General features: G+C 59.3%; 15 protein-coding genes. 6 read left to right on the top strand and 9 right to left on the bottom strand.

The features are described 5' to 3' along the window. Positions 1–179 precede the first annotated feature (179 nt). From uvrB to AACR77_RS17225, 3 genes are all read left to right on the top strand, one after another. On the top strand, positions 180–2,192 hold the full coding sequence (gene uvrB, locus AACR77_RS17235; RefSeq protein WP_042878591.1) for an excinuclease ABC subunit UvrB: 2,013 nt from the start codon (positions 180–182) through the stop codon (positions 2,190–2,192). Further along, positions 2,189–2,446 carry a DUF1232 domain-containing protein gene (locus AACR77_RS17230; protein WP_010674910.1) on the top strand — a complete coding sequence of 86 codons (258 nt, stop codon included), beginning with the start codon at positions 2,189–2,191 and terminating at the stop codon, positions 2,444–2,446. The genes uvrB and AACR77_RS17230 overlap by 4 nt, the downstream gene beginning before the upstream one ends. A gap of 146 nt (positions 2,447–2,592) precedes the next feature. Next, on the top strand, positions 2,593–3,255 hold the full coding sequence (locus AACR77_RS17225; RefSeq protein ID WP_010674909.1) for a DedA family protein: 663 nt from the start codon (positions 2,593–2,595) through the stop codon (positions 3,253–3,255). Between the two features lie 235 nt (positions 3,256–3,490). Here AACR77_RS17225 and dsbB read toward each other — a convergent pair whose 3' ends face one another. After that, positions 3,491–4,012 carry a disulfide bond formation protein DsbB gene (gene dsbB, locus AACR77_RS17220; RefSeq protein ID WP_010674908.1) on the bottom strand — a complete coding sequence of 174 codons (522 nt, stop codon included), beginning with the start codon at positions 4,010–4,012 and terminating at the stop codon, positions 3,491–3,493. A gap of 86 nt (positions 4,013–4,098) precedes the next feature. After that, on the bottom strand, positions 4,099–5,673 hold the full coding sequence (gene nhaB / locus AACR77_RS17215) for a Na(+)/H(+) antiporter NhaB (protein WP_039040867.1): 1,575 nt from the start codon (positions 5,671–5,673) through the stop codon (positions 4,099–4,101). Between the two features lie 333 nt (positions 5,674–6,006). Here nhaB and fadR point away from each other — a divergent pair, with 333 nt between their 5' ends. Then, complete coding sequence (fadR, locus tag AACR77_RS17210) at positions 6,007–6,720, top strand: fatty acid metabolism transcriptional regulator FadR (RefSeq protein ID WP_010674906.1); 714 nt, start codon at positions 6,007–6,009, stop codon at positions 6,718–6,720. 59 nt (positions 6,721–6,779) lie between these two features. On the opposite strand, the gene AACR77_RS17205 is transcribed toward fadR, so the two are convergent. The 4 genes from AACR77_RS17205 to AACR77_RS17190 form a co-directional block, all read right to left on the bottom strand. Further along, positions 6,780–8,300 (bottom strand): SpoVR family protein, encoded by a 1,521-nt coding sequence (locus tag AACR77_RS17205; RefSeq protein ID WP_042016549.1) that lies wholly within the window; start codon positions 8,298–8,300, stop codon positions 6,780–6,782. Positions 8,301–8,310: 10 nt separating this feature from the next. After that, a complete protein-coding gene (locus tag AACR77_RS17200) occupies positions 8,311–9,582 on the bottom strand; it encodes a YeaH/YhbH family protein (RefSeq protein ID WP_010674904.1) in 1,272 nt (423 codons plus the stop codon). Positions 9,583–9,606: 24 nt separating this feature from the next. Beyond that, positions 9,607–11,529, bottom strand: a complete 1,923-nt coding sequence (locus AACR77_RS17195) for a PrkA family serine protein kinase (RefSeq protein ID WP_010674903.1) — start codon at positions 11,527–11,529, stop codon at positions 9,607–9,609. Positions 11,530–12,101: 572 nt separating this feature from the next. Further along, a complete protein-coding gene (locus AACR77_RS17190; protein WP_042878588.1) occupies positions 12,102–14,024 on the bottom strand; it encodes a RecQ family ATP-dependent DNA helicase in 1,923 nt (640 codons plus the stop codon). 332 nt (positions 14,025–14,356) lie between these two features. Between AACR77_RS17190 and sstT the strand changes: the two genes are divergently transcribed. Then, entirely contained in the window at positions 14,357–15,607 is a 1,251-nt protein-coding gene (gene sstT, locus AACR77_RS17185) for a serine/threonine transporter SstT (protein WP_042878586.1), read from the top strand. 744 nt (positions 15,608–16,351) lie between these two features. On the opposite strand, the gene AACR77_RS17180 is transcribed toward sstT, so the two are convergent. From AACR77_RS17180 to pabB, 3 genes are all read right to left on the bottom strand, one after another. Further along, on the bottom strand, positions 16,352–17,650 hold the full coding sequence (locus AACR77_RS17180; RefSeq protein ID WP_029314600.1) for a serine/threonine transporter: 1,299 nt from the start codon (positions 17,648–17,650) through the stop codon (positions 16,352–16,354). Between the two features lie 215 nt (positions 17,651–17,865). Beyond that, the gene (locus AACR77_RS17175) at positions 17,866–18,432 is read right to left on the bottom strand and encodes a CoA pyrophosphatase (RefSeq protein ID WP_029314598.1); all 567 of its coding nucleotides are present in this window, start codon (positions 18,430–18,432) and stop codon (positions 17,866–17,868) included. A 43-nt stretch (positions 18,433–18,475) separates the two neighbouring features. Beyond that, the gene (gene pabB, locus AACR77_RS17170) at positions 18,476–19,846 is read right to left on the bottom strand and encodes an aminodeoxychorismate synthase component I (protein ID WP_052224749.1); all 1,371 of its coding nucleotides are present in this window, start codon (positions 19,844–19,846) and stop codon (positions 18,476–18,478) included. A 210-nt stretch (positions 19,847–20,056) separates the two neighbouring features. Here pabB and AACR77_RS17165 point away from each other — a divergent pair, with 210 nt between their 5' ends. After that, positions 20,057–21,580, top strand: coding sequence for a fumarate hydratase (locus tag AACR77_RS17165; protein WP_042878584.1), 1,524 nt, complete (start codon positions 20,057–20,059; stop codon positions 21,578–21,580). Positions 21,581–21,745: the final 165 nt, after the last annotated feature.

Below are 21,745 nucleotides of genomic sequence, written 5' to 3'. Positions count from 1 at the left end.
ACATACGGATTAACAGTCCGCCGTTCTACCGACTGAACTACGGGGGAACATCAGGCAAGGAGGTGCATCATACAGAGGTCGTATTTCGGGGTCAATAGCCATCAGGGAGGGGGAGCGGATACCCAGCTCCTTCAACTCGGGGTACACTGCTCCCTTGCCGTTTTTTGCCGGGAGTTGTCATGAGCAAGTTATTCCAGTTGGCCAGCCAGTTTCAACCCGCCGGGGATCAGCCGAGGGCCATCGCCCAGCTGCTCGATGGCATCGAGTCGGGACTGGCCCATCAGACCCTGCTCGGGGTGACCGGTTCGGGCAAGACCTTTACCATGGCCAACGTCATCGCGACCCTCAATCGTCCCACCATGATCCTGGCCCCCAACAAGACCCTGGCGGCTCAGCTTTACGGGGAGATGAAGGAGTTCTTCCCCGACAACGCGGTGGAGTATTTCGTCTCTTATTACGACTACTACCAGCCCGAAGCCTATGTGCCGACCACGGACACCTTCATCGAGAAGGATGCCTCCATCAACGATCACATCGAGCAGATGCGGCTGTCAGCCACCAAGGCGCTGCTGGAGCGGCGCGACGTGGTGATCGTCGCCTCAGTGTCGGCCATCTATGGTCTGGGGGATCCCCAGGCCTACCTCAGCATGATGCTGCACCTCAAAGTGGGGGACGTGATCAATCAGCGGGATATCCTGCGCCGCCTCGCCGAACTGCAGTACACCCGCAACGACATGGCCTTCCAGCGCGGCACCTTCCGGGTGCGGGGGGAGGTGATCGACATCTACCCCGCCGAATCGGACAAGCTGGCCCTGCGGGTGGAGCTGTTTGATGAAGAGGTAGAACGCCTCTCCCTGTTCGATCCCCTGACCGCCGCCATCGAGCAGACGGTGGTGCGTTACACCATCTACCCCAAGACCCACTACGCCACCCCGCGGGAGACCATCCTGGGTGCCATCGAGCACATCAAGGAGGAGCTCAAGGGGCGGCGCGAGCAGCTGATGAGCCTCAACAAGCTGGTGGAGGAGCAGCGCATCAGCCAGCGCACCCAGTTCGACATGGAGATGATGCAGGAGCTGGGTTACTGCTCCGGTATCGAGAACTACAGCCGCTACCTCTCCGGTCGCGCGCCGGGTGAGCCGCCGCCCACCCTGTTTGACTACCTGCCGGGGGACGGCCTGCTCATCATCGACGAATCCCACGTCACGGTGCCGCAGATCGGCGCCATGTTCAAAGGGGACAGATCCCGCAAGGAGACCCTGGTGGAGTACGGCTTCCGTCTTCCCTCGGCGCTGGACAACCGGCCCCTCAAGTTCGACGAGTTCGAGGCGCTGATGCCCCAGACGGTGTTCGTCTCGGCGACCCCGGGTCCCTATGAGCTGGAGAAGTCCGGCGGTGACGTGGTGCAGCAGGTGGTGCGTCCCACCGGCCTGCTCGATCCCGAGGTGGAAGTGCGACCGGTCAGCACCCAGGTGGACGATCTGCTCTCCGAGATCCGCAAGCGGGTCTCCGTGGAGGAGCGGGTGCTGGTCACGACACTGACCAAGCGGATGGCGGAGGACTTGACCGAATACCTGGCGGATCACGAGGTACGGGTGCGCTATCTGCACTCGGACATCGATACCGTGGAGCGGGTGGAAATCATCCGCGACCTGCGCCTTGGCAAGTTTGACGTCCTGGTGGGCATCAACCTGCTGCGCGAAGGCCTCGACATGCCGGAGGTCTCCCTGGTGGCCATTCTGGATGCGGATAAAGAGGGCTTCCTGCGTTCCACCCGCTCCCTCATCCAGACCATCGGCCGGGCAGCGCGCAACCTCAACGGCAAGGTGATCCTTTACGGGGATACCATCACCAACTCCATGAAGGTCGCGATCGAAGAGACCGAGCGGCGCCGCGCCCTGCAACACGCCCACAACCTGGAACACGGCATCGTGCCGAAGGGGCTCAACAAGGCCATCGGCGATGTGATGGACATGGGGGGCAGCCGTACGGCGGGCAAGGCCGGCAAGGGGAGTCGCAAGGCTGCCGAACCGCAAGGGGAGTACCATGCCCGCTCTGCCAGCGAGATCAGCAAGGAGATCAAGCGGATGGAAGAGCAGATGTTCCAGCATGCGCGGGATCTGGAGTTCGAACAGGCGGCGGCGCTGCGGGATCAGATCCAGCGGCTGCGCGGCGAGCTGATCGCGTCATGAGCGCCAGACGCTGGCTCATCTGGCGGCGTTTGCGCCGCCTCTATCAGGGCTTTCGCCACCCAGGCACACCCTGGTGGGCGAAGGGGCTGGTGATCCTTATCCTGCTCTATGGCATCAGCCCGGTGGACGTTGTCCCCGATGTGGTGCCTCTCCTTGGCTGGCTCGACGACGCGACCCTGTTGCTGCTCCTCTTGTGGGGCTGGGAGAAATGCCTGCCCGGCGAGGTGCTGGCCGCTCTGGACAAGGCCGAGTGAGCAGAACCCTACTTTCAGGGAAAGGGAAAAAGAAGGGGGATTGAATGACTCCCTTCATGGAGTTCGAAAAAGGGGACCATGGGGAGATTGTGAGCCAGGTCTCATTGGCGTAGACTCCACGCCGTTCACTTCATGGGTACCAAAAAATGGATCTGATCCTCTTTGCCATCGACTTTATTCTGCACGTTGACGTGCATCTGAAAGAGCTGTTCGAGAATTATGGCGTCTGGGTATACGCCATCCTGTTTCTCATCATCTTCTGTGAAACCGGGCTGGTGGTGACTCCCTTCCTGCCGGGGGACTCCCTGCTTTTTGCTGCAGGTGCCCTCACCGTGGGCAGCGTGCTGGACGTGCACACCCTGGCCGCCGTGCTGATCATCGCCGCGGTGCTCGGCAACGTGGTGAACTACACCATAGGCCACTTCTTCGGTGAGCAGCTGTTTCGCAACCCCGATTCCAAAATCTTTCGTCGGGACTATCTGGTCAAGACCCATGCCTTCTATGCCAAGCATGGCGGCAAGACCATCATCATCACCCGTTTCCTGCCCATAGTGCGGACCTTCGCCCCCTTCGTGGCGGGCATGGGGGCCATGACCTATCCCCGCTTCCTGGCGTTCAACCTGGTGGGGGGGCTCTTGTGGGTGCTCTCCTTCGTCTATGCCGGCCACTTCTTTGGCAATCTGCCGGTAGTGCGCCACAACTTTACCCTGCTCATCTTCGGCATCATCGCGGTCTCCTTGTTGCCCATGGTGATCGGCATGGTGAAGGCCAGGAGAAGTGCCAGCAAGGCCACCTCCGAAGGCGCGTGACATCGCCGTGCACGACATGAAACAAGGGAGCCTATGGCTCCCTTCTTGTTGGTAGGTTGAGTGGCATTTGACCCGCTTGTGGCTTGTTACGATGATGCACACCCACAGGCAGTCACTTCATTTTCATTGGCAGAACAGGTAGAAGGGGACCCGGCCCCCTGGGCATGGGGTCGTGAGGCGATAAAGAGGAGATAAAAAGGGAGCCATGGGCTCCCTTTTATGGTCGAGTGAACGACTAGTTGCAGCAGCGCCCTTTTATCAGGTTGCCAGCAGCCACGATGACGAACACCAGCAGGTAGGCGGCAAAGATGACCACGAGCCACTGCGGCATGGAGAAACCGAGGAACTGCCAGCTGATCTCGCTGCAGTCGCCGTCCGGGTAGAACATCCAGGGAACCCACTTATCCAGTGGTGCCCAGGCAGGGAAGTCAACAAATCCCTCGCATACGTTGAAGGGGGAGGGGTTCATCTGGTAATCCACGTGCTTGAGCGCCAGTTTCAGGCCCCAGAAGGCGCTGTAACCCCACAGGAGCATGGCACTCCAGCGCAGGTACCAGCGCTCTGGCGCGACCATGCCGAGGAGGCCGGCCGTGAGCACGCCGAGGAGGGCGATACGTTCATAGATGCACATCACGCAAGGGTGCAAACCCAGCACGTGCTGGAAGAAGAGGGCGCAGAGTTCCAGCGCGAAAGCGGAGGCTGCCAGCAATCCCCAGGCCAGACGGTGACTGGCAATGCGGCGAAGATACTCGATCATCTGATTGATCTCTCAGAGAAAAATAGTGGCTGAATTAGAGCAGAGCCCCATCTGAAAAGAAAGGGGCCGAACAGCCCCTTTCATAATCAGTGTGTGGACGGGGTGGGCAGTGGCTGTGCCCCATGATCCAGCAACCACCCAGCCTGATAGAACCATTCGGTTGCAGGACCGAGGAGCAGTTCCACGGAGAAAAAGCCGACAAGCCCCAGCACCAGGGTATAGGGCAGCGCCATCCAGACCATGCGGCCATAAGAGAGGCGCAGCAGGGGAGCGAGGGCCGAGGTGAGCATGAACAGGAATGCGGCCTGGCCATTGGGGGTGGCGACCGACGGCAGGTTGGTGCCGGTGTTGATGGCCACGGCCAGCAGATCAAAATGCTCGCGATTAATGGCGCCGTTGATCAGGGCGGTCTTCACCTCGTTGATGTAGACGGTGCCGACGAAGACGTTGTCACTGACCATGGAGAGCAGACCGTTTGCCAGGTAGAAGAGGGCAAGCTGATCCTCCGGCTTGGCAGCCAGTACCCACTGGATCACCGGCTTGAACAGCTGTTGATCGATGATGACCGCCACCACGCTGAAAAAGACGGTGAGCAGGGCGGTGAATGGCAAAGCCTCCTGGAATGCCTTGCCAAGCGCGTGTTCTTCAGTCACGCCGGTGAACGCCGTCGCGAGCACGATGACCGTCAGGCCGATCAGCCCAACTGCAGCCAGATGGAGGGCAAGACCCGTGATAAGCCAGGTGGCAATCAGCGCCTGGACGATCAGCTTGGCCTTGTCCTGCGGGGTACGTTGTGCGTCTTCGTCGCGCTCGTAGGATTCCATGATGTGACGCACGGGCTCGGGCAAGCGGGCGCCATAACCGAACCAGCGGAATTTTTCGACCAGGATGCAGGTCAGCAGGCCGCAGATGAAGACCGGGATGGTGACTGGCGCCATGCGAATGGCAAATTCACCGAAGTGCCACCCCGCCTGTTCACCGATGATGAGGTTCTGGGGTTCGCCGACCAGGGTGCAGACGCCCCCCAGGGCGGTACCGATGGCGGCGTGCATCATCAGGCTGCGCAGGAAGGCACGAAACTCGTTCAGATGCTGGCGGGAGAGCTCGTCAATCTCTTCGTCATCATGATGCAGATTGCCGGACTCATCCCGGGAGGCCACCTTGTGGTAGATGGCGTAGAAACCGGTTGCGACGCTGATGACCACGGCGATCACGGTCAGGGCATCAAGGAACGCGGAGAGGAAGGCAGACACCAGGCAGAAGGCGAGAGAAAGCAACGTCTTGGAGTGGATGCGCACCAGCATCTTGGTAAAGACGTAGAGCAGCAACTGCTTCATGAAGTAGATGCCGGCCACCATGAAGACCAGCAGCAGAAGCACTTCGATATTGGCCACCAGCTCATGCTTTATCTGGTTGGCGGAGGTCATGCCGATGAGCACGGCTTCAATGGCCAGGAGTCCACCCGGTTGCAGCGGATAGCACTTGAGGGCCATGGCCAGGGTGAAAATAAACTCGACAACCAGCAGCCAGCCGGCCAGGAAGGGATCAACGTAGAAAATGATCGGGTTGATCAGCAGGAATAGAACGATGGCAATTTTGTACCATTGCGGAGCATTGCCCAAAAAGTTCTTTGTAAACGCGCGCCCTAGGCTGATTGGCATAATGATGGTTCTCTGTTCTGTTGTTGATATCTGCGTCTATGCAGTCGAGCCCGACCCGAGCCGAACATCCGGATATTCACCTGTATCAGATTGATTGCACATGATTTTAATCAAGGGAGCGATAACTATAAATAAGCTCGCTGAACTTGCCCAGCGAGCAAACGCTTATATCCCCATCATTTGGTGTTGGTTGACTCCCCACTTGTTGCTGTATACATATTCTTAACAAAAAGATCGGGGTAATGTGAGCAGAGGACCGACCTTCTGCTTGCCAGCATGACCGGCTTTGCTATTATTCGGGGGCCTTTTTACGCACTACAACAGAGTCATTACATGGTCATTAAAGCGCAAAGCCCTGCCGGGTTTGCCGAGGAATACATCATCGAGTCCATCTGGAACAATCGCTTTCCTCCTGGATCCATTCTGCCGGCGGAGCGCGAGCTGTCCGAATTGATCGGCGTGACTCGCACTACCTTGCGTGAAGTGTTGCAGCGCCTTGCCCGTGATGGCTGGCTCACCATCCAGCATGGCAAACCGACCAAGGTCAACAATTTCTGGGAAACCTCCGGTCTCAACATCCTGGAGACCCTGGCGCGTCTCGATCAGGACAAGGTGCCGGATCTGGTGGCACAGCTGCTCTCTGCCCGGACCAACATCTGCACCATCTTCATCCGTGGCGCCATTCGCAACAACCCGGAACAGGCCGCCGAGATACTGCGTGGTGCCGATGATGTGGAGAACACGGCCGAGGCCTATGCGGACTTCGACTACCGTTTGCATCACCAGCTTTCGTTTGCCTCGGGCAACCCCATCTATGCCTTGATCCTCAATGGTTTCAAGGGCTTGTACAGCCGGGTTGGCCGCTACTACTTCTCGGACAAGCAGGCGCGCGAAACCGCAGATGCCTACTACAAGACGCTGCGCAAGCTGGCCGAAACCAAGGATCACGAAGCCGTGTTCATGACGGTGCGCCAGTACGGCATCGAGTCTGGCAAGCTTTGGACCCGTCTGCGTCAGGACATGCCAAGCAACCTGTGTGACAACTGATTGCCCTGATCCAAGAAAAACGCGCCTGATGGCGCGTTTTTTTATGCCCGGTACTGACGTCAGGTCATGCTCTTGCGGTCCGGACAACGGCCGATGATATCTGCGGATAGCTCGCCATTGTCCTGCTCCAGCACCACATCGAAGCCCCACAGCTGATGCAGATGCTTGAGCACCTCGTGGCGTGACTCGCCAAGGGGGATGCGGTTGTGGGGAACATAGCGCAGGGTCAGGGAGCGATCGCCTTTCACTGCCACGTTGTAGACCTGAATGTTGGGCTCCAGGTTGCTCAGGTTGTATTGAGCGGACAGGGTGCTACGCACCAGCCGGTAGCCCTCTTCATTGTGAATGGCGGACACCTTGAGGTAGTTCTTCAGATCGTCGTCATCGATGGCAAAGAGCTTCATGTCGCGCATTACCTTGGGACTGAGGAACTGGCTGATGAAGCTTTCGTCCTTGAAGTTCTGCATGGCGAAATGCAATGTCTCGACCCAGTTGGTGCCAGCGTAATCGGGGAACCAGTATCTGTCTTCCTCGGTCGGGTGTTCGCAGATGCGACGCAGGTCCGTGAACATGGCAAAGCCAAGGGCGTAGGGGTTGATCCCCGAGTAATACCGGCTGTTGTAGGGGGGCTGATAGACGACGTTGGTGTGGCTGTGCAGCACCTCCAGCATGAAGCGATCGCTGATTTTTCCCTCGTCATAGAGATGGTTGAGAATGGTGTAGTGCCAGAAGGTGGCCCAGCCCTCGTTCATCACCTGCGTCTGCTTCTGCGGGTAGAAGTACTGACTGATCTTTCGCACGATACGCACCACCTCGCGCTGCCAGGGCTCGAGCAGGGGGGCATTCTTTTCGATGAAATAGAGGATGTTCTCCTGAGGCTCGGCAGGATAGCGCCTGTCTTCCACCCCGGCAATCTTGTGCTGCTTGGGCAGGGTACGCCACAGCTCGTTGACCTGGGTTTGCAGATAATCTTCCCGTGCCTTCTGGCGTCGCTTCTCCTCGGCCAGAGAGATCTTCTGGGGCCGCTTGTAACGATCCACCCCGAAGTTCATCAGGGCATGGCAGGAGTCGAGCAGTTTCTCCACCGCATCGATGCCGTGTTTTTCCTCGCACTCGGTGATGTAGTTCTTGGCAAACAACAGGTAGTCGATGATGGAGGAGGCATCGGTCCAGGCCTTGAACAGATAGTTGTTCTTGAAGAAGGAGTTGTGACCATAGCAGGCGTGGGCCATGACCAGCGCCTGCATCGGCATGGTGTTCTCTTCCATCAGATAGGCGATGCAGGGGTCCGAGTTGATGACGATCTCGTAGGCCAGTCCCATCTGGCCGCGCTTGTAGTTGCGCTCGGTGTGGATGAAGCGCTTGCCGAATGACCAGTGTTGATAACCGATGGGCATGCCGACACTGGAGTAGGCATCCATCATCTGCTCTGCGGTGATCACCTCGATCTGGTTGGGGTAGGTGTCCAGCTTGTAGAAGCGGGCGACCCGTGCGATCTCCTGGTGATAGGTCTCCAGCAGATCGAAGTTCCAGTCAGGCCCGTCATCCAGTGGCGCTATCTTTCTTGCGGTTTCTACCATATGTGAACCCTCAAGCCGCTTGCTTCTTGAACAATTCCCGGAACACCGGATAAATGTCCTCGACCTTGCGAATGTGCTCCATGGCGAAGTGGGCGTATTGCTCTGCCACTGCCTCATATTCGTGCCACAGGGTCTGGTGGGCGCGGGTAGTGATCTCGATGTAGGAGTAGTAACGCACCCGCGGCATGATGTCGCGCATCAGGATCTCCCTGCACTGGGGTGAGTCATCGGCCCAGTTGTCACCGTCCGATGCCTGCGCCGCATAGATGTTCCACTGGTTGGCGGGATAGCGTTCGTTGATGATGTCATTCATCATCTTGAGCGCGCTGGAGACGATGGTGCCGCCGGTCTCCTGGGAGTAGAAGAACTCGTGCTCGTCCACCTCCTTGGCCTGGGTGTGGTGGCGAATGTAGACCACCTCGACATTCTTGTAAGTCCGGCTCAGGAATAGATAAAGCAGGATATAGAAACGCTTAGCCATCTCCTTGGTAGCCTGATCCATGGAGCCGGAAACGTCCATCAGGCAGAACATCACCGCCTGGCTCGAGGGGACGGGCCGTTTGACGAAGTTGTTGAACTTGAGGTCGAAGGTGTCGATAAAGGGGACTGCATCGATCCGCCGCTTCAGCTCCCTGATCTCTTTTTCAAGTTGCGCCATTTCGGCGAAATGGTCGTTGGGCTCGCAAGCCAGCTGGGCCAGGCGCTCCTCCAGTTCACGCAACTGACGTTTCTTGCCTGCCTGCAGCGCCATGCGCCGCGCCAGCGAATTTTGCAGGGAGCGCACCACGTTGATGTTGGCAGGCACCCCGTTGGAGGTGTAGCCAGCCCGGTAGGTCTTCATCTCCATCAGCTGGTTGAGCTGGGTCTTTTGCAGCCGCGGCAGTTCCAGATCCTCGAACAGCAAGTCCAGATACTCGTCTTTGGAGATCTGGAAGACGAAATCATCGACGCCCTCTCCTTGATCCGAGGCCTGGCCCTCGCCACTCCCCTGGCCGCCGCCACCCCCTTTGGGCCGGTCAATCTTGTCACCGGAGACAAACTGGTCGTTGCCCGGATGCACCATCTCCCGTTTGCCGCCATGACCCTGATGAAAATGGGGTTCCCCGATGTCCTTGGTCGGGATGCTGATGCTCTCGCCCTTGTCCACGTCCTGAATGCTGCGCTTGGAGACAGCATCCGAGACCGCTTGTTTTATCTGCTTCTTGTAGCGGCGGATGAAGCGCTGCCGATTGACAGCGCTTTTGTTTTTGCCGTTGAGCCTGCGGTCGATAAAATGCGCCATAACTCCCCCTTGAACACGGCAGGGTCAGGATGACTTGCGTACCCTGAGATACCACTCGGAGAGCAGCCGCACCTGTTTGCGGGTGTAGCCTTTCTCCATCATCCGTTCGACAAAGTTATCGTGCTTCTTCTGCTCCTCAGCCGAGGTTTTGCTGTTGAAGGAGATAACCGGCAGCAGCTCTTCCGTGTTGGAGAACATCTTCTTCTCGATCACGGTGCGCAGCTTCTCGTAACTGGTCCAGTTGGGGTTACGGCCTGCATTGTTGGCCCGGGCACGCAGCACGAAGTTGACGATTTCGTTGCGGAAATCTTTCGGGTTGCTGATCCCGGCAGGTTTTTCAATTTTCTCCAGCTCGCTGTTGAGAGACGCTCTGTCAAACAGCTGGCCGGTTTCTGGGTCACGATACTCCTGATCCTGGATCCAGAAGTCGGCGTAGGTGACGTAGCGATCGAAGATGTTCTGACCGTACTCTGAATACGACTCGAGGTAGGCGGTCTGGATCTCCTTGCCGATGAACTCGACGTAGCGCGGAGTCAGGTAACCCTTGATGAACTCCAGATAGCGATCGTGCAGCTCTTGCGGGAACTGCTCGCGCTCTATCTGCTGCTCCAGCACATAGAAGAGGTGCACCGGGTTGGCTGCCACTTCCGCGTGGTCGAAGTTGAAGACACGGGAGAGGATCTTGAACGCGAAACGGGTGGAAAGGCCGTTCATGCCCTCGTCAACCCCCGCATAGTCGCGGTACTCCTGATAGCTTTTCGCCTTGGGGTCCGTGTCTTTGAGACTCTCGCCGTCATAGACTCGCATCTTGGAATAGAGGCTGGAGTTTTCCGGCTCCTTGAGCCGCGACAGCACCGAGAACTGGCCCAGCAGCTCCAGAGTACCCGGTGCGCATTTGGCCTCGGTCAGCTCGCTGTTGAACAGCAGTTTTTCATAGATCTTCACCTCTTCCGAGACGCGCAGGCAGTAGGGCACCTTGACGATGTAAACACGGTCGAGGAAGGCTTCGTTGTTCTTGTTGTTGCGGAACTGCTGCCACTCGGATTCGTTGGAGTGGGCCAGCAGGATGCCGTCGAAGGGGAGGGCGGAGAGCCCCTCGGTACCGTTGTAGTTTCCCTCTTGTGTCGCCGTCAGCAGCGGGTGCAGCACCTTGATGGGCGCCTTGAACATCTCGACGAACTCCATCATCCCCTGGTTTGCCTTGCACAGCGCACCGGAGTAAGAGTAGGCATCGGCATCATCCTGGGCGAAGTGTTCCAGCATGCGGATATCGACCTTGCCGACCAGGGAGGAGATGTCCTGGTTGTTGTCGTCCCCCGGTTCGGTCTTGGCGATGGCGATCTGATCGAGGATGGAGGGGTTTACCTTCTCCACCTTGAATTTGGTGATGTCGCCGCCAAACTCGTGAAGGCGCTTGGCGACCCAGGGAGACATGATGGGGCGCAGATAACGGCGAGGGATGCCGTACTCCTTCTCGAGGATTTCGCCATCTTCGTCGATGTCAAACAGGCAGAAGGGGTGATCGTTCACCGGTGAGCCCTTGATGCGATAGATGGGCACTTTTTGCATCAGGGATTTGAGTTTCTCTGCCAGCGAGGATTTACCGCCGCCAACCGGTCCGAGCAGATAGAGGATCTGTTTCTTCTCTTCCAGGCCCTGAGCGGAATGTTTGAGATAGGAGACAATCTGTTCGATGGCCTCTTCCATGCCATAGAAGTCTTTGAAAGCGGGATAACGCGCGACGACGCGGTTGGAAAAGAGACGGCTGAGACGTGGATTGGTCGAGGTGTCGATCATTTCCGGCTCGCCGATGGCGGTCAGCAGACGTTCGGCGGCAGAGGCGTAGCAGGATTTGTCCTGTTTGCACATATCCAGAAACTCCTGGATGCTGTACTCCTCCTCTCTGGCCTTCTCATACCGCTGTTGATAGTGCTCGAAGATGCCCATAACTTAGCCCTCGTTATAGTCGCTTGCCCTGAAAAAGAGTGGATCACTACTTTTGTTCTGTTTACCTCTTAAGCCTAGTCAACAGCCCCCAGTAATCCATCGCCATCATTGGTTTAAGTTTGTGCGGGAGCTTCCCGATCCTCGTGCGGGAAGAAGCAGTAAGTGACATACCTATGTTACTGACTGTTAAATTATTTTTGCCACGACAGTGATGCAAATGTCAAAGACATAAAAAATAAATCTTTGTGTGCCAGAGGGAGAAAATGGTGACGCTCTGTTTTGTCAGGGGGCGGTGCCTGCAAGGGCAAGGGCGGCAGGGAATAGAGGGTGAAAAGACGTGTCGCTTACGTCAACGTAATGTTGTTTGTTTGGTGTTTTTGCTCTAATTTTTACATTGACGCTACATTCTGGCTGCTCTAGATTGGCCCTGTGTCGAGCAGTCATCGCTTTAGCAAGAGAGTGGGTGATTGTGCAGATACTAAGCTCTGTTTAAGCACGTTTCCGTTGGCTTGACCCTCGCATCCGCGAGGGTCTTATTTTTTCAGCGTCTGACCGGCGCCAAACCTGCAAGCTCAGGATCCGGCGGGATAGAGGGCTGACACCGCCGCCAGCACCTCGGCGAAGGGATGGTCAGCCAACTGGCCAAAACCGGCCAGATCCCTGGCCTTGAGACGGGTCGTCAGCGGGGTGGCGATGCCACACAGGAAGCGGGTCAGGATCCTGGGATGGCGCTGATGGCACAGGGCGATCAGCGGGTCGCACCAGGCGCGCAAACCATGCTCGTTGGGCAAGCCCGGTGATGCAAGCGGCGGCAACACGGCGATCTCTCCCCGGCAGACGGAACAGTGCCCGCACCGCTCGGGGGCCGCGTCGTCGGCAAAATAGCGGGCAAGCTCATGGCTGAGGCAGGTGGTCGAGGTGAAAAAGGCCAGCAGCGCCTGAAGGCGGGCCAGCTCGCTCTGCTCTTTCTTTTCAAACAACCCATGCAGCTCTTCGGCCAGGGTCGCGGTATCGATTTGCTGGCTCAGCACCCGATAGACCTCGGTCATCTGCTTGCTTTCAAGCTCGATCCAACCCTGCTGCTGCAGGTAGTCCAGCGCCGTCGCGGCGCGCTGGCGTTCCCCCTGGTATCCCTGCCACAGCGCTTCGAAGTCCATGGTGCACCAGGTGCGCGCCTGGGGGGCGCAGGCAAAGACCTGCTCCAGGAACTGGCGGCGTTCGGAATTGAAACGAGCGAGGATCGCCTGTTTTTCCAGTACGAACCTGAAACGGTACTCGGCAAAGTAGCTGTAGGCCGGTGCAATGACCCCTGCCATCTCCAGATAGACCAGCAGGGTCTTGAGGGGCAGTTGGCGAATGTTGGTCTCGTTGGAGAGGCGCAGCAGGCTGAATTCCCACTCGGCGCCGCTCTGGCGCACGATATCGAGCAAGTACGCGATGGCGTCCCTGTCCGGCGTATCCCCATAGACGAAGTTTTCCAGTACCGGCAACTGGGCGCGGCTCGCCAGCACGGTGCAGCGGGAGGGAAGCCCGTCACGTCCGGCGCGGCCTATCTCCTGGCTGTAGTTCTCGATGGATTTGGGCAGGTCGTAGTGAATGACCCGGCGAATGTCGGCCTTGTCGATGCCCATGCCAAAGGCGATGGTGGCCACGATGCAGTCGAGTCTGCCTGCCATGAAGTCGCGCTGGATCTGGCTGCGCAGGGCGGGATCGAGCCCCGCATGGTAGGCGCATGCCCGGATGCCGCTGGCCTGTAACTGCGCGGCGCACTGTTCTGCGCTGTGTTGCAGAGTCACGTAGACGATGGTGGGGGCGGCCGGATCCCGGTGCAGCTCCTCGCGCAGCCAGGTATCGCGGGCAGTGCCTGCCAGCGGGAGGACGGCCAGATCCAGATTGGGTCTGTAGAAACCGGTGACCACCAGATCGTCCCGGTCGATGGCAAATTTTGCTTGCATGTCCGCCATGACGGCCGGGGTGGCGGTGGCGGTCAGCAACAGCACCTGGGGAATGGCCAGTTCACGGCGATGATCCGGCAGCTTGAGGTAGTCAGGACGAAAGTTGTGGCCCCACTCCGAGATGCAGTGGGCCTCGTCCACCACCAGCAGTGACAGGGGGATGTGGGCGATGAAGCGGCGAAAGCGCTCATTTTTGAGGCGCTCCACCGAGATCATCAGGATTTTGAGCTGGCCATCGCTGGCCTGCTGCATCACACGCCGGCTCTCTTCCGCTGTCTGGCTGGAGTCCAGAGTGGCGGCGGCGATCCCCTTGCTGCGCAAAAAGGCGAGCTGATCGTGCATCAGGGCCAGCAGGGGAGAGATGACCAGGGTCAGGTGGGGCAGTGCGATGGCGGGCAATTGATAACAGAGGGATTTCCCCGCGCCAGTCGGGAAGATGGCTGCGGCGCTCTTGCCGGCCAGCAGACGACTGATCACCGCTTCCTGCCCGGGCCGCAAGCGATCAAAGCCGAAGTGTCGGGTCAATAAAGAGGTGATCATGGCAAGGCTCCCAGAAAAAGGGCGTCATCATATCACTTCTGGCCCAGTGGTGGCCGATGATCGGACTGGTTTGGTGACATTTTGACCGTGGTTGATATTGTGTTATCACATTGTTGTAGATTTTTTGTGAGGTAACCCTGATATTTTTCAGTGATTATGTGGAAAAAAACCATGGCAGATGGGATATTCCTGTCCGCAACCCCACGCGAACGGGACAGATCCACCAGAAGAGCTGCCCACGGCGTCACCGTCAACGGACCGGTGCCAATGCGCGGGGCTGGTTGCCAACAGGACTAATGATTCACGCACCATGAGTGCACAGGGACTACTTGATGACACAACAACACCCCCTCATTCGACTGGTCAACAGCACCAGTCTGGTTAGCCAGATCCTGGTCGGTCTGGTATTCGGTATCCTTCTTGCGATGTTCATGCCCGAGTGGGCCAAGGCGGCGGGTCTGCTCGGCAGTCTGTTCGTCGGCGCCCTGAAGGCCGTGGCGCCGCTGCTGGTCTTCGTGCTGGTGATGTCGGCGATCATCGGCCACAAGCACGGCCAGAAGACCAACATGAAACCGATCCTGCTGCTCTATGTGCTGGGTACCTTCCTGGCGGCTGCCGTGGCAGTGGTGGCGAGCTTCCTCTTCCCCTCCAACCTGCATCTGGTGGCAGGCGCTACCGAGATCACGCCGCCGGGGGGCATCACGGAAGTGCTGCAGACCCTGCTGTTCAACGTGGTGACCAACCCGGTGAAAGCACTGCTGGAAGCCAACTATATCGGCATCCTGGCCTGGGCCATCGCCCTTGGTATCGCCATGCGTCACGCCAATGAGAGCACCAAATCACTGATTTCCGATGTGTCTCACGGGGTTTCCGCCATCGTCAAGGCCGTGATCCGTTGCGCTCCGCTCGGCATCCTGGGTCTGGTTGCCTCCACCCTGGCCGAGACCGGCTTCGATGCGCTGTTTGGCTATGCCCAGCTGCTGGCGGTACTGATCGGTTGCATGCTGTTCATCGCCTTCGTGGTCAATCCGCTCATCGTCTTCTGGAAGATCAAGCGCAACCCCTATCCCCTGGTGCTGACCTGCCTGAAAGAGAGCGGTGTGACCGCCTTCTTCACCCGCAGTTCCGCCGCCAACATTCCGGTCAACATGGCTCTGGCCGAGAGGCTGCGCCTGCCGGAAGACACCTATGCGGTCTCCATCCCGCTGGGGGCCACCATCAACATGGCCGGCGCCGCCATCACCATTACCGTGCTCACCATGGCGGCGGTGCATACCCTGGGGATGGAAGTGGACATGGCGACCGCCATTCTGCTCTCCGTGGTCGCCACCATCAGTGCCTGTGGCGCTTCCGGTGTGGCGGGCGGCTCCCTGCTGCTGATCCCGCTGGCGTGCAGCCTGTTCGGTATCAGCAACGACATCGCCATGCAGGTGGTGGCCGTTGGCTTCATCATCGGGGTGTTGCAGGATTCCGCCGAGACGGCCCTCAACAGCTCCACCGACGTGCTGTTCACTGCGGCCGCCTGCATGGCCGAGGATGAGAGCCTGCTGGATGCCGCCCCGGTGCCCAGCCGCGAAGCCTGATCCCCTCAGACGTTCCGCTCTGCACAGGCGCCCTCTTCGGAGGGCGCTTTTTATTTGCGCGGGCGTCAGGCGCCCTGCACCTTCTCGCCGTGTCATGGCATTGACAGTGCTCGGATCCCCCTGTGTGATTTCCCGGGAGGGGCCCGTTGGCCGCCTTCGTGTTCTCGCCACCGCCAACACGCCATTCCCTGTACCAACGTGCCCGGCGCTGCATTCGGCCGGGCATATCGGGCTGCTTGTGCTGTCAGCATGGCGGCTTGTGGCATCCCCTCTGGTGACCGAAGGGGTCATCTGTTCTTCGGTCGCTGCACGAGAATCCCGGTCAAGGCCCTCTCGGCGGTTTGCCTGCGCCCTGTGGCCGGAATTTTCCTTGAATGCCTTGAAGAAAGGCTCCATTGGGTGGGGATGTCGGCTCTCTGGGCTAAACCCCGAAGAGCGGGCGTCCTTGGTAAGGACAGGGGGCTCCTCTGATGCTCTGCCTAGCAAGGCCGATGGCGTGCGGTAGATGACGGGATAACGCAGCACGCCTTGGTCGTGTGTCATGGGCGAAGGAATATGAGCGGCAAGCTGTCACCAAGGGGAAAGAGAGTGGGTGAAAGGGCTGTCTCTGATTTGAGGGCAGGGGGCTCTGATCATCTGAGCCCAGTACCTGATGATCATAACGAACACAGCCCGGCAGAGGAGATCTGCCGGGCTGTGGGAGGCGCCGGGCCAGATGCTGGCCCGACGGTATCGCAGGAAGGCTTAGCCGACCAGTTGATAGAGGATGGCGGAGATGGCGATAAGGCCCATGGTCGCCACGAAGACGTTGCTGATCTGGCCCTGGTATTTCGCCATGGCCGGAACGCGCTTGATGGCGTACATGGGCATGAGGAACAGGATGGTGGCGATGATGGGGCCACCCAGGGATTCGATCATCCCGAGGATGGAGGGGTTGATCACGGCCACGCCCCACAGGGTCAGGATGAAGAAGGCGATGATGAACAGCTCCACCTTCTTGTGGTTCGGTGCCTTGCCGGAGCTGCGCATGTTCTGGACGATCATCCCTTTCAGACCTTCACGGGCACCCAGATAGTGGCCGAAGAAGGAGGAGACGATGGCCACGAAGGCAACCAGCGGACCGAAGTAGGAGATGATGGGGCTCGCATGCTGGTTGGCCAGGTAGGAGAGCACGGCGATGTTCTGGGACTTGGCTTCTGCCAGCTGGGCCGGCGTCAGGCTCATCACGCAGGAGAAGACGAAGAACATCACGAAGCCCAGCAGAATGATGGCGGTGCGCTTGAGGATGGCGTCGGACTTGGCGACGGCATGCTCACCGTGATCACGGCGCTGAGCCAGGGCGAAGCTGGAGATGGCCGGGCTGTGGTTGAAGGAGAAGACCAGCACCGGGATGGTCAGCCACAGGGTGGTGGCGAAGTCCTTGGTGCTCGGCATTTCATTCAGGGCCGCACCGGTCCAGTCCGGGATCAGGTACAGGGAGATGCCCGCCAGAATGGCGATGAGCGGATAGACCAGGAACTCGGTCACTTTCAGCATCAGCTTCTCGCCAGCCAGCATCACGGACATCATGGCCATGATGAGCACGATGGAGAGGATCCAGCGCGGGGGCGGCGTCATCTGCAACTGGTTGACCAGGAAGCTTTCCACCGTGTTGGTGATGCCCACACCGTAGATCAGCACGATGGGGTAGATGGCGAAGAAGTAGAGCAGGGTGATCAATTTACCGGCACCCACGCCGAAGTGCTCTTCCACCACCTGGGTGATGTCGGCATTGGGTTGCTTGGAGGAGAGCACGAAGCGCGCCAGACCACGGTGGGCCAGGTAAGTCATGGGGCCGACCAGCAGCGCCATCACCACCAGCGGCCAGAAGCCACCCATGCCGGCGTTGATGGGCAGGAACAGGATGCCTGCACCAACGGCGGTACCGAACAGGCTGATCACCCAGGTGGTGTCTTGTTTACTCCAACCGCGAGATTGGACCGAGCTGATTCCTTGCTCCTGTGCGGCTGCAACATCCTGTGCGCCAGTGACAGTATTGGACATGTGTCTCACCCCGAATGTGTGGTTTTAATTAGTCGGCGCAAGAATACTTTCTTTTTAATCAAAAATGTTGATCAAATTCACCTTTGTGCGGCTGAAACCCGTACTTTCTTGTAGAAATGTGATCAAAAGAATAAAAAATCAAATTTTATTTATCAAATGCAGTGTTATTTGAATGTTAACTGGATAATTTCCCACCTCATTATGTTATCGGAATGTTATGTCGAGATGTGCTGGGCAAGCTGGCGGATCATGCTGGCAGTGGCTCCCCAGATGAAAGATTGCTCCCAAGGGATCCAATAGATGGTGTGACGTCCGTCCGCCCTTGGCAGGCTCAGGGCTATGTGCTGCCCCGGATCCAGCACGTGAGCGAGGGGGACTTCGAAGGCCTGGGCCACCTCGTCCTGGCTCAGGGTCAGCCCGTAGCCTGGGTCGAGCATGGCGAGGACCGGCAGCACATCGTAGCGCGAGACGGTATTGAGAGGGGTGAGGCTGCCGATGATCCGGATCTGGGAGGGGGGAATGCCAAGCTCCTCCTCGGTTTCCCTGAGCGCGGTGTGAATGAGGTCCCGGTCTTCCGGGTCCTGACGCCCGCCGGGAAAGCTGATCTGCCCCGGGTGGTGGCGCAGGGCGGCGCTGCGGCGCGTCAGCAGCAGGTGCAGGCCCTCGGGGCGCTCCACCAGGGGGATCAACACGGCGGCAGGTTTGAGCCCGGCCAGTGCCAGGCGATGGGCGGGGGCGGGGCGCTGCAGCAAAAAGCGGGTCAGCAGCTCGGCACTCGTCATCTCCATGGGTCTCCTTGTGTCGGCCCCGCAGGGCCGGATGGGATCAAAGGGCATCGAGCAGTGGCAGGATGCGGGCCACCTTGTCGTAGGTTTCCTGATATTCGGCGTCGGGATCGGAGTCGGCGATGATGCCGCCTCCCGCCCAGCAGTGCAGCTGACCGGCTTCGGCGATCAGGGTACGGATGCAGATGCTGGTATCCATCCTTCCGTGCTGACTCAGATAACCGATGCTGCCGCAGTAGGCATTGCGCCGCACCGGCTCCAGCTCCTCGATGATCTCCATCGCCCGGATCTTGGGAGCCCCTGTGATGGAGCCGCCGGGGAAGCAGGCCCGCAGCAGATCCACTTCTTGCCAGCGCGCATCCAGTTCTCCGTGAATGGTGGAAACCAGATGATGCACCGCCGGGAAGGATTCCACGGCAAAGAGATGCGGCACAGTGACCGACCCCGGCCGGCTCACCCGGCCGATGTCGTTGCGCAGCAGATCGACGATCATCAGGTTCTCCGATCTGTCCTTGTCGGCGCTGGCGAGCGACTCGGCCACCCTGGCATCCTGGGCGGGATCCGGGTGGCGAGGCCGGGTGCCCTTGATGGGCTTGGTCTCGATATGGCGCTTGTCGAGCAGCAGGAAACGCTCCGGGGAGAGGCTCAGAATGGCGCTGTGCGGCAGGCGGACAAAGGCGGAGAACGGCGCCTTGTTGGCGTCGCTCAGGGCGAGATAGGCGGACCATTCATCCCCCTGATAAGGGGCGCTGAAGCGCTGGGTCAGGTTGATCTGGTAACAATCCCCCGCCGCCAGATAGGCCTGGATACGGGCAAACTTGTCGCCGTATTCGGCCCGCGTCATGTTGCTCTGCCAGGGGCCGGTCAGGTGAAGGGGGAGGGTGGTTCGTTCGCGCTGCGCCATCAGCCAGTCGAGCCTGCGGGCGAGGCCGGCTTCATCACCCCAGTGGGCCAGTTGCCAGTGTCCCGTCGCGACATTTCGCAGCAGCGCCCAGTCGTAGATCCCGACCGCCATGTCGGGCACCTGAATGTCCTGTTGTGCCACTGCGGGCAGACGCTCGAATCGCCGACCCAGATCGTAGCCAAAGAGTCCCAGGGCTCCCCCGATGAACGGCAATCCCGAGTCATCCTCAACGCGCTCCCCGAGCAGGGCTCGCTGGGTCTTGGCGAGCAGGGCGAGGGGATCGCCGTCATGATGGTGCTGGTGGTTATCCTGGGTGAGGCAGGTGCTGGTACCCCGGGTTTCCAGGGTGGCAAGCGGATCGGCGCTGATGATGTCAAAACCGTTGTCAGCCCCCAGGGGGCCGGCGGATTCCAGCAGGATGGCCCAGGGTTGGTGTTGCAGGCAGGCGAACCAGGTGTGGAGCGAGGCCTGCGGGTCGAAATGGTGGATATGCAGTCTTGGTTTCATTTTTTGTTACATAGGCAACAGTTTGCGCCCGGCTCCCTAGCCGGTTCGGGTGGTCAAGCGTATCATGGCCGCCGGCATTTTTAAGAAAAACACCGTTATAAAAACACGCCGCAGTCTGCCGGCTCCAGGTGCATTTGCCACCTGCCGAAGGCCCGGCTCATATGGAAGCCCTTGCTCGCGCAAGCGATAACAAGGACCAGTGAGGATGATATGAGCATCATTAGAAAACAGGACTTTATCGATTCCATTGCTGACGCCCTGCAGTACATCTCCTTCTACCACCCCCTCGATTTCGTGCAGGCCGCCAAGGCCGCCTATGACCGCGAGATCAACCCGGCCGCCAAGGATGCCCTGGCCCAGATCCTGATCAACTCCCGCATGTCTGCCGAAGGTCATCGCCCGCTCTGTCAGGACACCGGTATCGTCACCTGCTTCGTCAAGATCGGCATGCAGGTGCAGTGGGACAGCGACATGACGGTCCAGGAGATGGTGGATGAGGGCACCCGCCGCGCCTACACCAATCCGGACAACCCGCTGCGCGCCTCCGTGCTGGCGGATCCGGCCGGCAGCCGCAAGAACACCAAAGACAATGCCCCCGCTGTCGTGCACATCGACATGATCCCCGGCGACAAGGTGGAAGTGAGCATCGCGGCCAAGGGCGGCGGCTCCGAAAACAAATCGAAGATGGTGATGCTCAACCCCTCCGACGACATCGTGGAGTGGGTGCTCAAGACGGTGCCGACCATGGGGGCTGGCTGGTGCCCGCCCGGCATGCTCGGCATCGGCATCGGCGGCACCGCCGAGAAGGCGGCGGTGCTCGCCAAGGAAGCCCTGATGGAGCACATCGACATCCAGGAGCTGATTGCCCGTGGTCCCGAGACCACCGAAGAGAAGCTGAGGGTCGAGCTCTATGACAAGGTCAACAAGCTCGGGATCGGTGCCCAGGGGCTGGGCGGCCTGACCACGGTGCTGGATGTGAAGGTGAAATCCGCACCGACCCACGCCGCCTCCAAGCCCGTGGTGATGATCCCCAACTGCGCCGCCACCCGTCACGTGCATTTCGAACTCGATGGCTCCGGCCCGGCGGAGCTGACACCCCCCAGTCTGGAAGATTGGCCGGAGATCACCCGTGAGTCCGGTGGCAATGTGCGCCGGGTCAACGTGGATGGTATCACCAAGGCAGAGCTTGCCAGCTGGAAGAGCGGCGATACCGTGCTGCTCTCCGGCAAGATCCTGACCGGCCGCGACGCCGCCCACAAGCGCATCGCCGACATGCTGAAAAAGGGTGAAGGACTGCCCGAAGGGGTCGATTTCACCAACCGCTTCATCTATTACGTGGGCCCGGTCGATGCGGTGCGTGACGAGGTGGTCGGCCCGGCTGGCCCCACCACGTCCACCCGGATGGACAAATTCACCGACATGATGCTGGGAGAAACCGGCCTCATCGGCATGATCGGCAAGTCCGAGCGCGGCCCCAAGACGGTCGAGAGCATCAAGCAGCACCAGGCTGTCTACTTGATGGCGGTGGGCGGCGCCGCCTATCTGGTGGCGAAAGCCATCAAGAAGGCGCGCGTGGTGGCCTTTGCCGATCTGGGGATGGAGGCCATCTACGAGTTCGAGGTGGAAGACATGCCGGTCACCGTGGCGGTCGACTCCCAGGGCAACAACATCCATGAGACCGGCCCGGCCTACTGGTCCGCCAAGATTGCCGAGCTGGAGACCAAGCTGGCTTGATCAATCGGACTTCGATGCAAACGCAGAGCGATTAGCCCCGTACAGCAGCATGCTGAAAGGCGACCCTCGGGTCGCCTTTTTTACGGGCCCCATTTGACGGTCTGGGCCTGAACAAATTTACTACTGCTGTGCTGCTGTGCTGCTGTGCTGCTGTGCTGCTGTGCT

Source organism: Aeromonas sp. ZOR0002, from assembly GCF_963866995.1.
GTDB lineage: Bacteria > Pseudomonadota > Gammaproteobacteria > Enterobacterales > Aeromonadaceae > Aeromonas > Aeromonas caviae.
Note: the sequence above shows the minus strand (reverse complement) of the source record. Positions and strands in the feature narration are given on the sequence as shown.

What these genes read in the sequence shown, in the direction of transcription:
- fadR (WP_010674906.1), top strand. Translation starts at nt 6,007, where the DNA reads ATGGTCATTAAAGCGCAAAGCCCTGCCGGGTTTGCCGAGGAATACATC.
- dsbB (WP_010674908.1), bottom strand. Translation starts at nt 4,012, where the DNA reads ATGATCGAGTATCTTCGCCGCATTGCCAGTCACCGTCTGGCCTGGGGA.
- pabB (WP_052224749.1), bottom strand. Translation starts at nt 19,846, where the DNA reads ATGAAACCAAGACTGCATATCCACCATTTCGACCCGCAGGCCTCGCTC.
- AACR77_RS17200 (WP_010674904.1), bottom strand. Translation starts at nt 9,582, where the DNA reads ATGGCGCATTTTATCGACCGCAGGCTCAACGGCAAAAACAAAAGCGCT.
- AACR77_RS17225 (WP_010674909.1), top strand. Translation starts at nt 2,593, where the DNA reads ATGGATCTGATCCTCTTTGCCATCGACTTTATTCTGCACGTTGACGTG.
- AACR77_RS17190 (WP_042878588.1), bottom strand. Translation starts at nt 14,024, where the DNA reads ATGATCACCTCTTTATTGACCCGACACTTCGGCTTTGATCGCTTGCGG.
- uvrB (WP_042878591.1), top strand. Translation starts at nt 180, where the DNA reads ATGAGCAAGTTATTCCAGTTGGCCAGCCAGTTTCAACCCGCCGGGGAT.
- AACR77_RS17195 (WP_010674903.1), bottom strand. Translation starts at nt 11,529, where the DNA reads ATGGGCATCTTCGAGCACTATCAACAGCGGTATGAGAAGGCCAGAGAG.
- AACR77_RS17205 (WP_042016549.1), bottom strand. Translation starts at nt 8,300, where the DNA reads ATGGTAGAAACCGCAAGAAAGATAGCGCCACTGGATGACGGGCCTGAC.
- AACR77_RS17175 (WP_029314598.1), bottom strand. Translation starts at nt 18,432, where the DNA reads ATGACGAGTGCCGAGCTGCTGACCCGCTTTTTGCTGCAGCGCCCCGCC.
- AACR77_RS17230 (WP_010674910.1), top strand. Translation starts at nt 2,189, where the DNA reads ATGAGCGCCAGACGCTGGCTCATCTGGCGGCGTTTGCGCCGCCTCTAT.
- sstT (WP_042878586.1), top strand. Translation starts at nt 14,357, where the DNA reads ATGACACAACAACACCCCCTCATTCGACTGGTCAACAGCACCAGTCTG.
- AACR77_RS17165 (WP_042878584.1), top strand. Translation starts at nt 20,057, where the DNA reads ATGAGCATCATTAGAAAACAGGACTTTATCGATTCCATTGCTGACGCC.
- AACR77_RS17180 (WP_029314600.1), bottom strand. Translation starts at nt 17,650, where the DNA reads ATGTCCAATACTGTCACTGGCGCACAGGATGTTGCAGCCGCACAGGAG.
- nhaB (WP_039040867.1), bottom strand. Translation starts at nt 5,673, where the DNA reads ATGCCAATCAGCCTAGGGCGCGCGTTTACAAAGAACTTTTTGGGCAAT.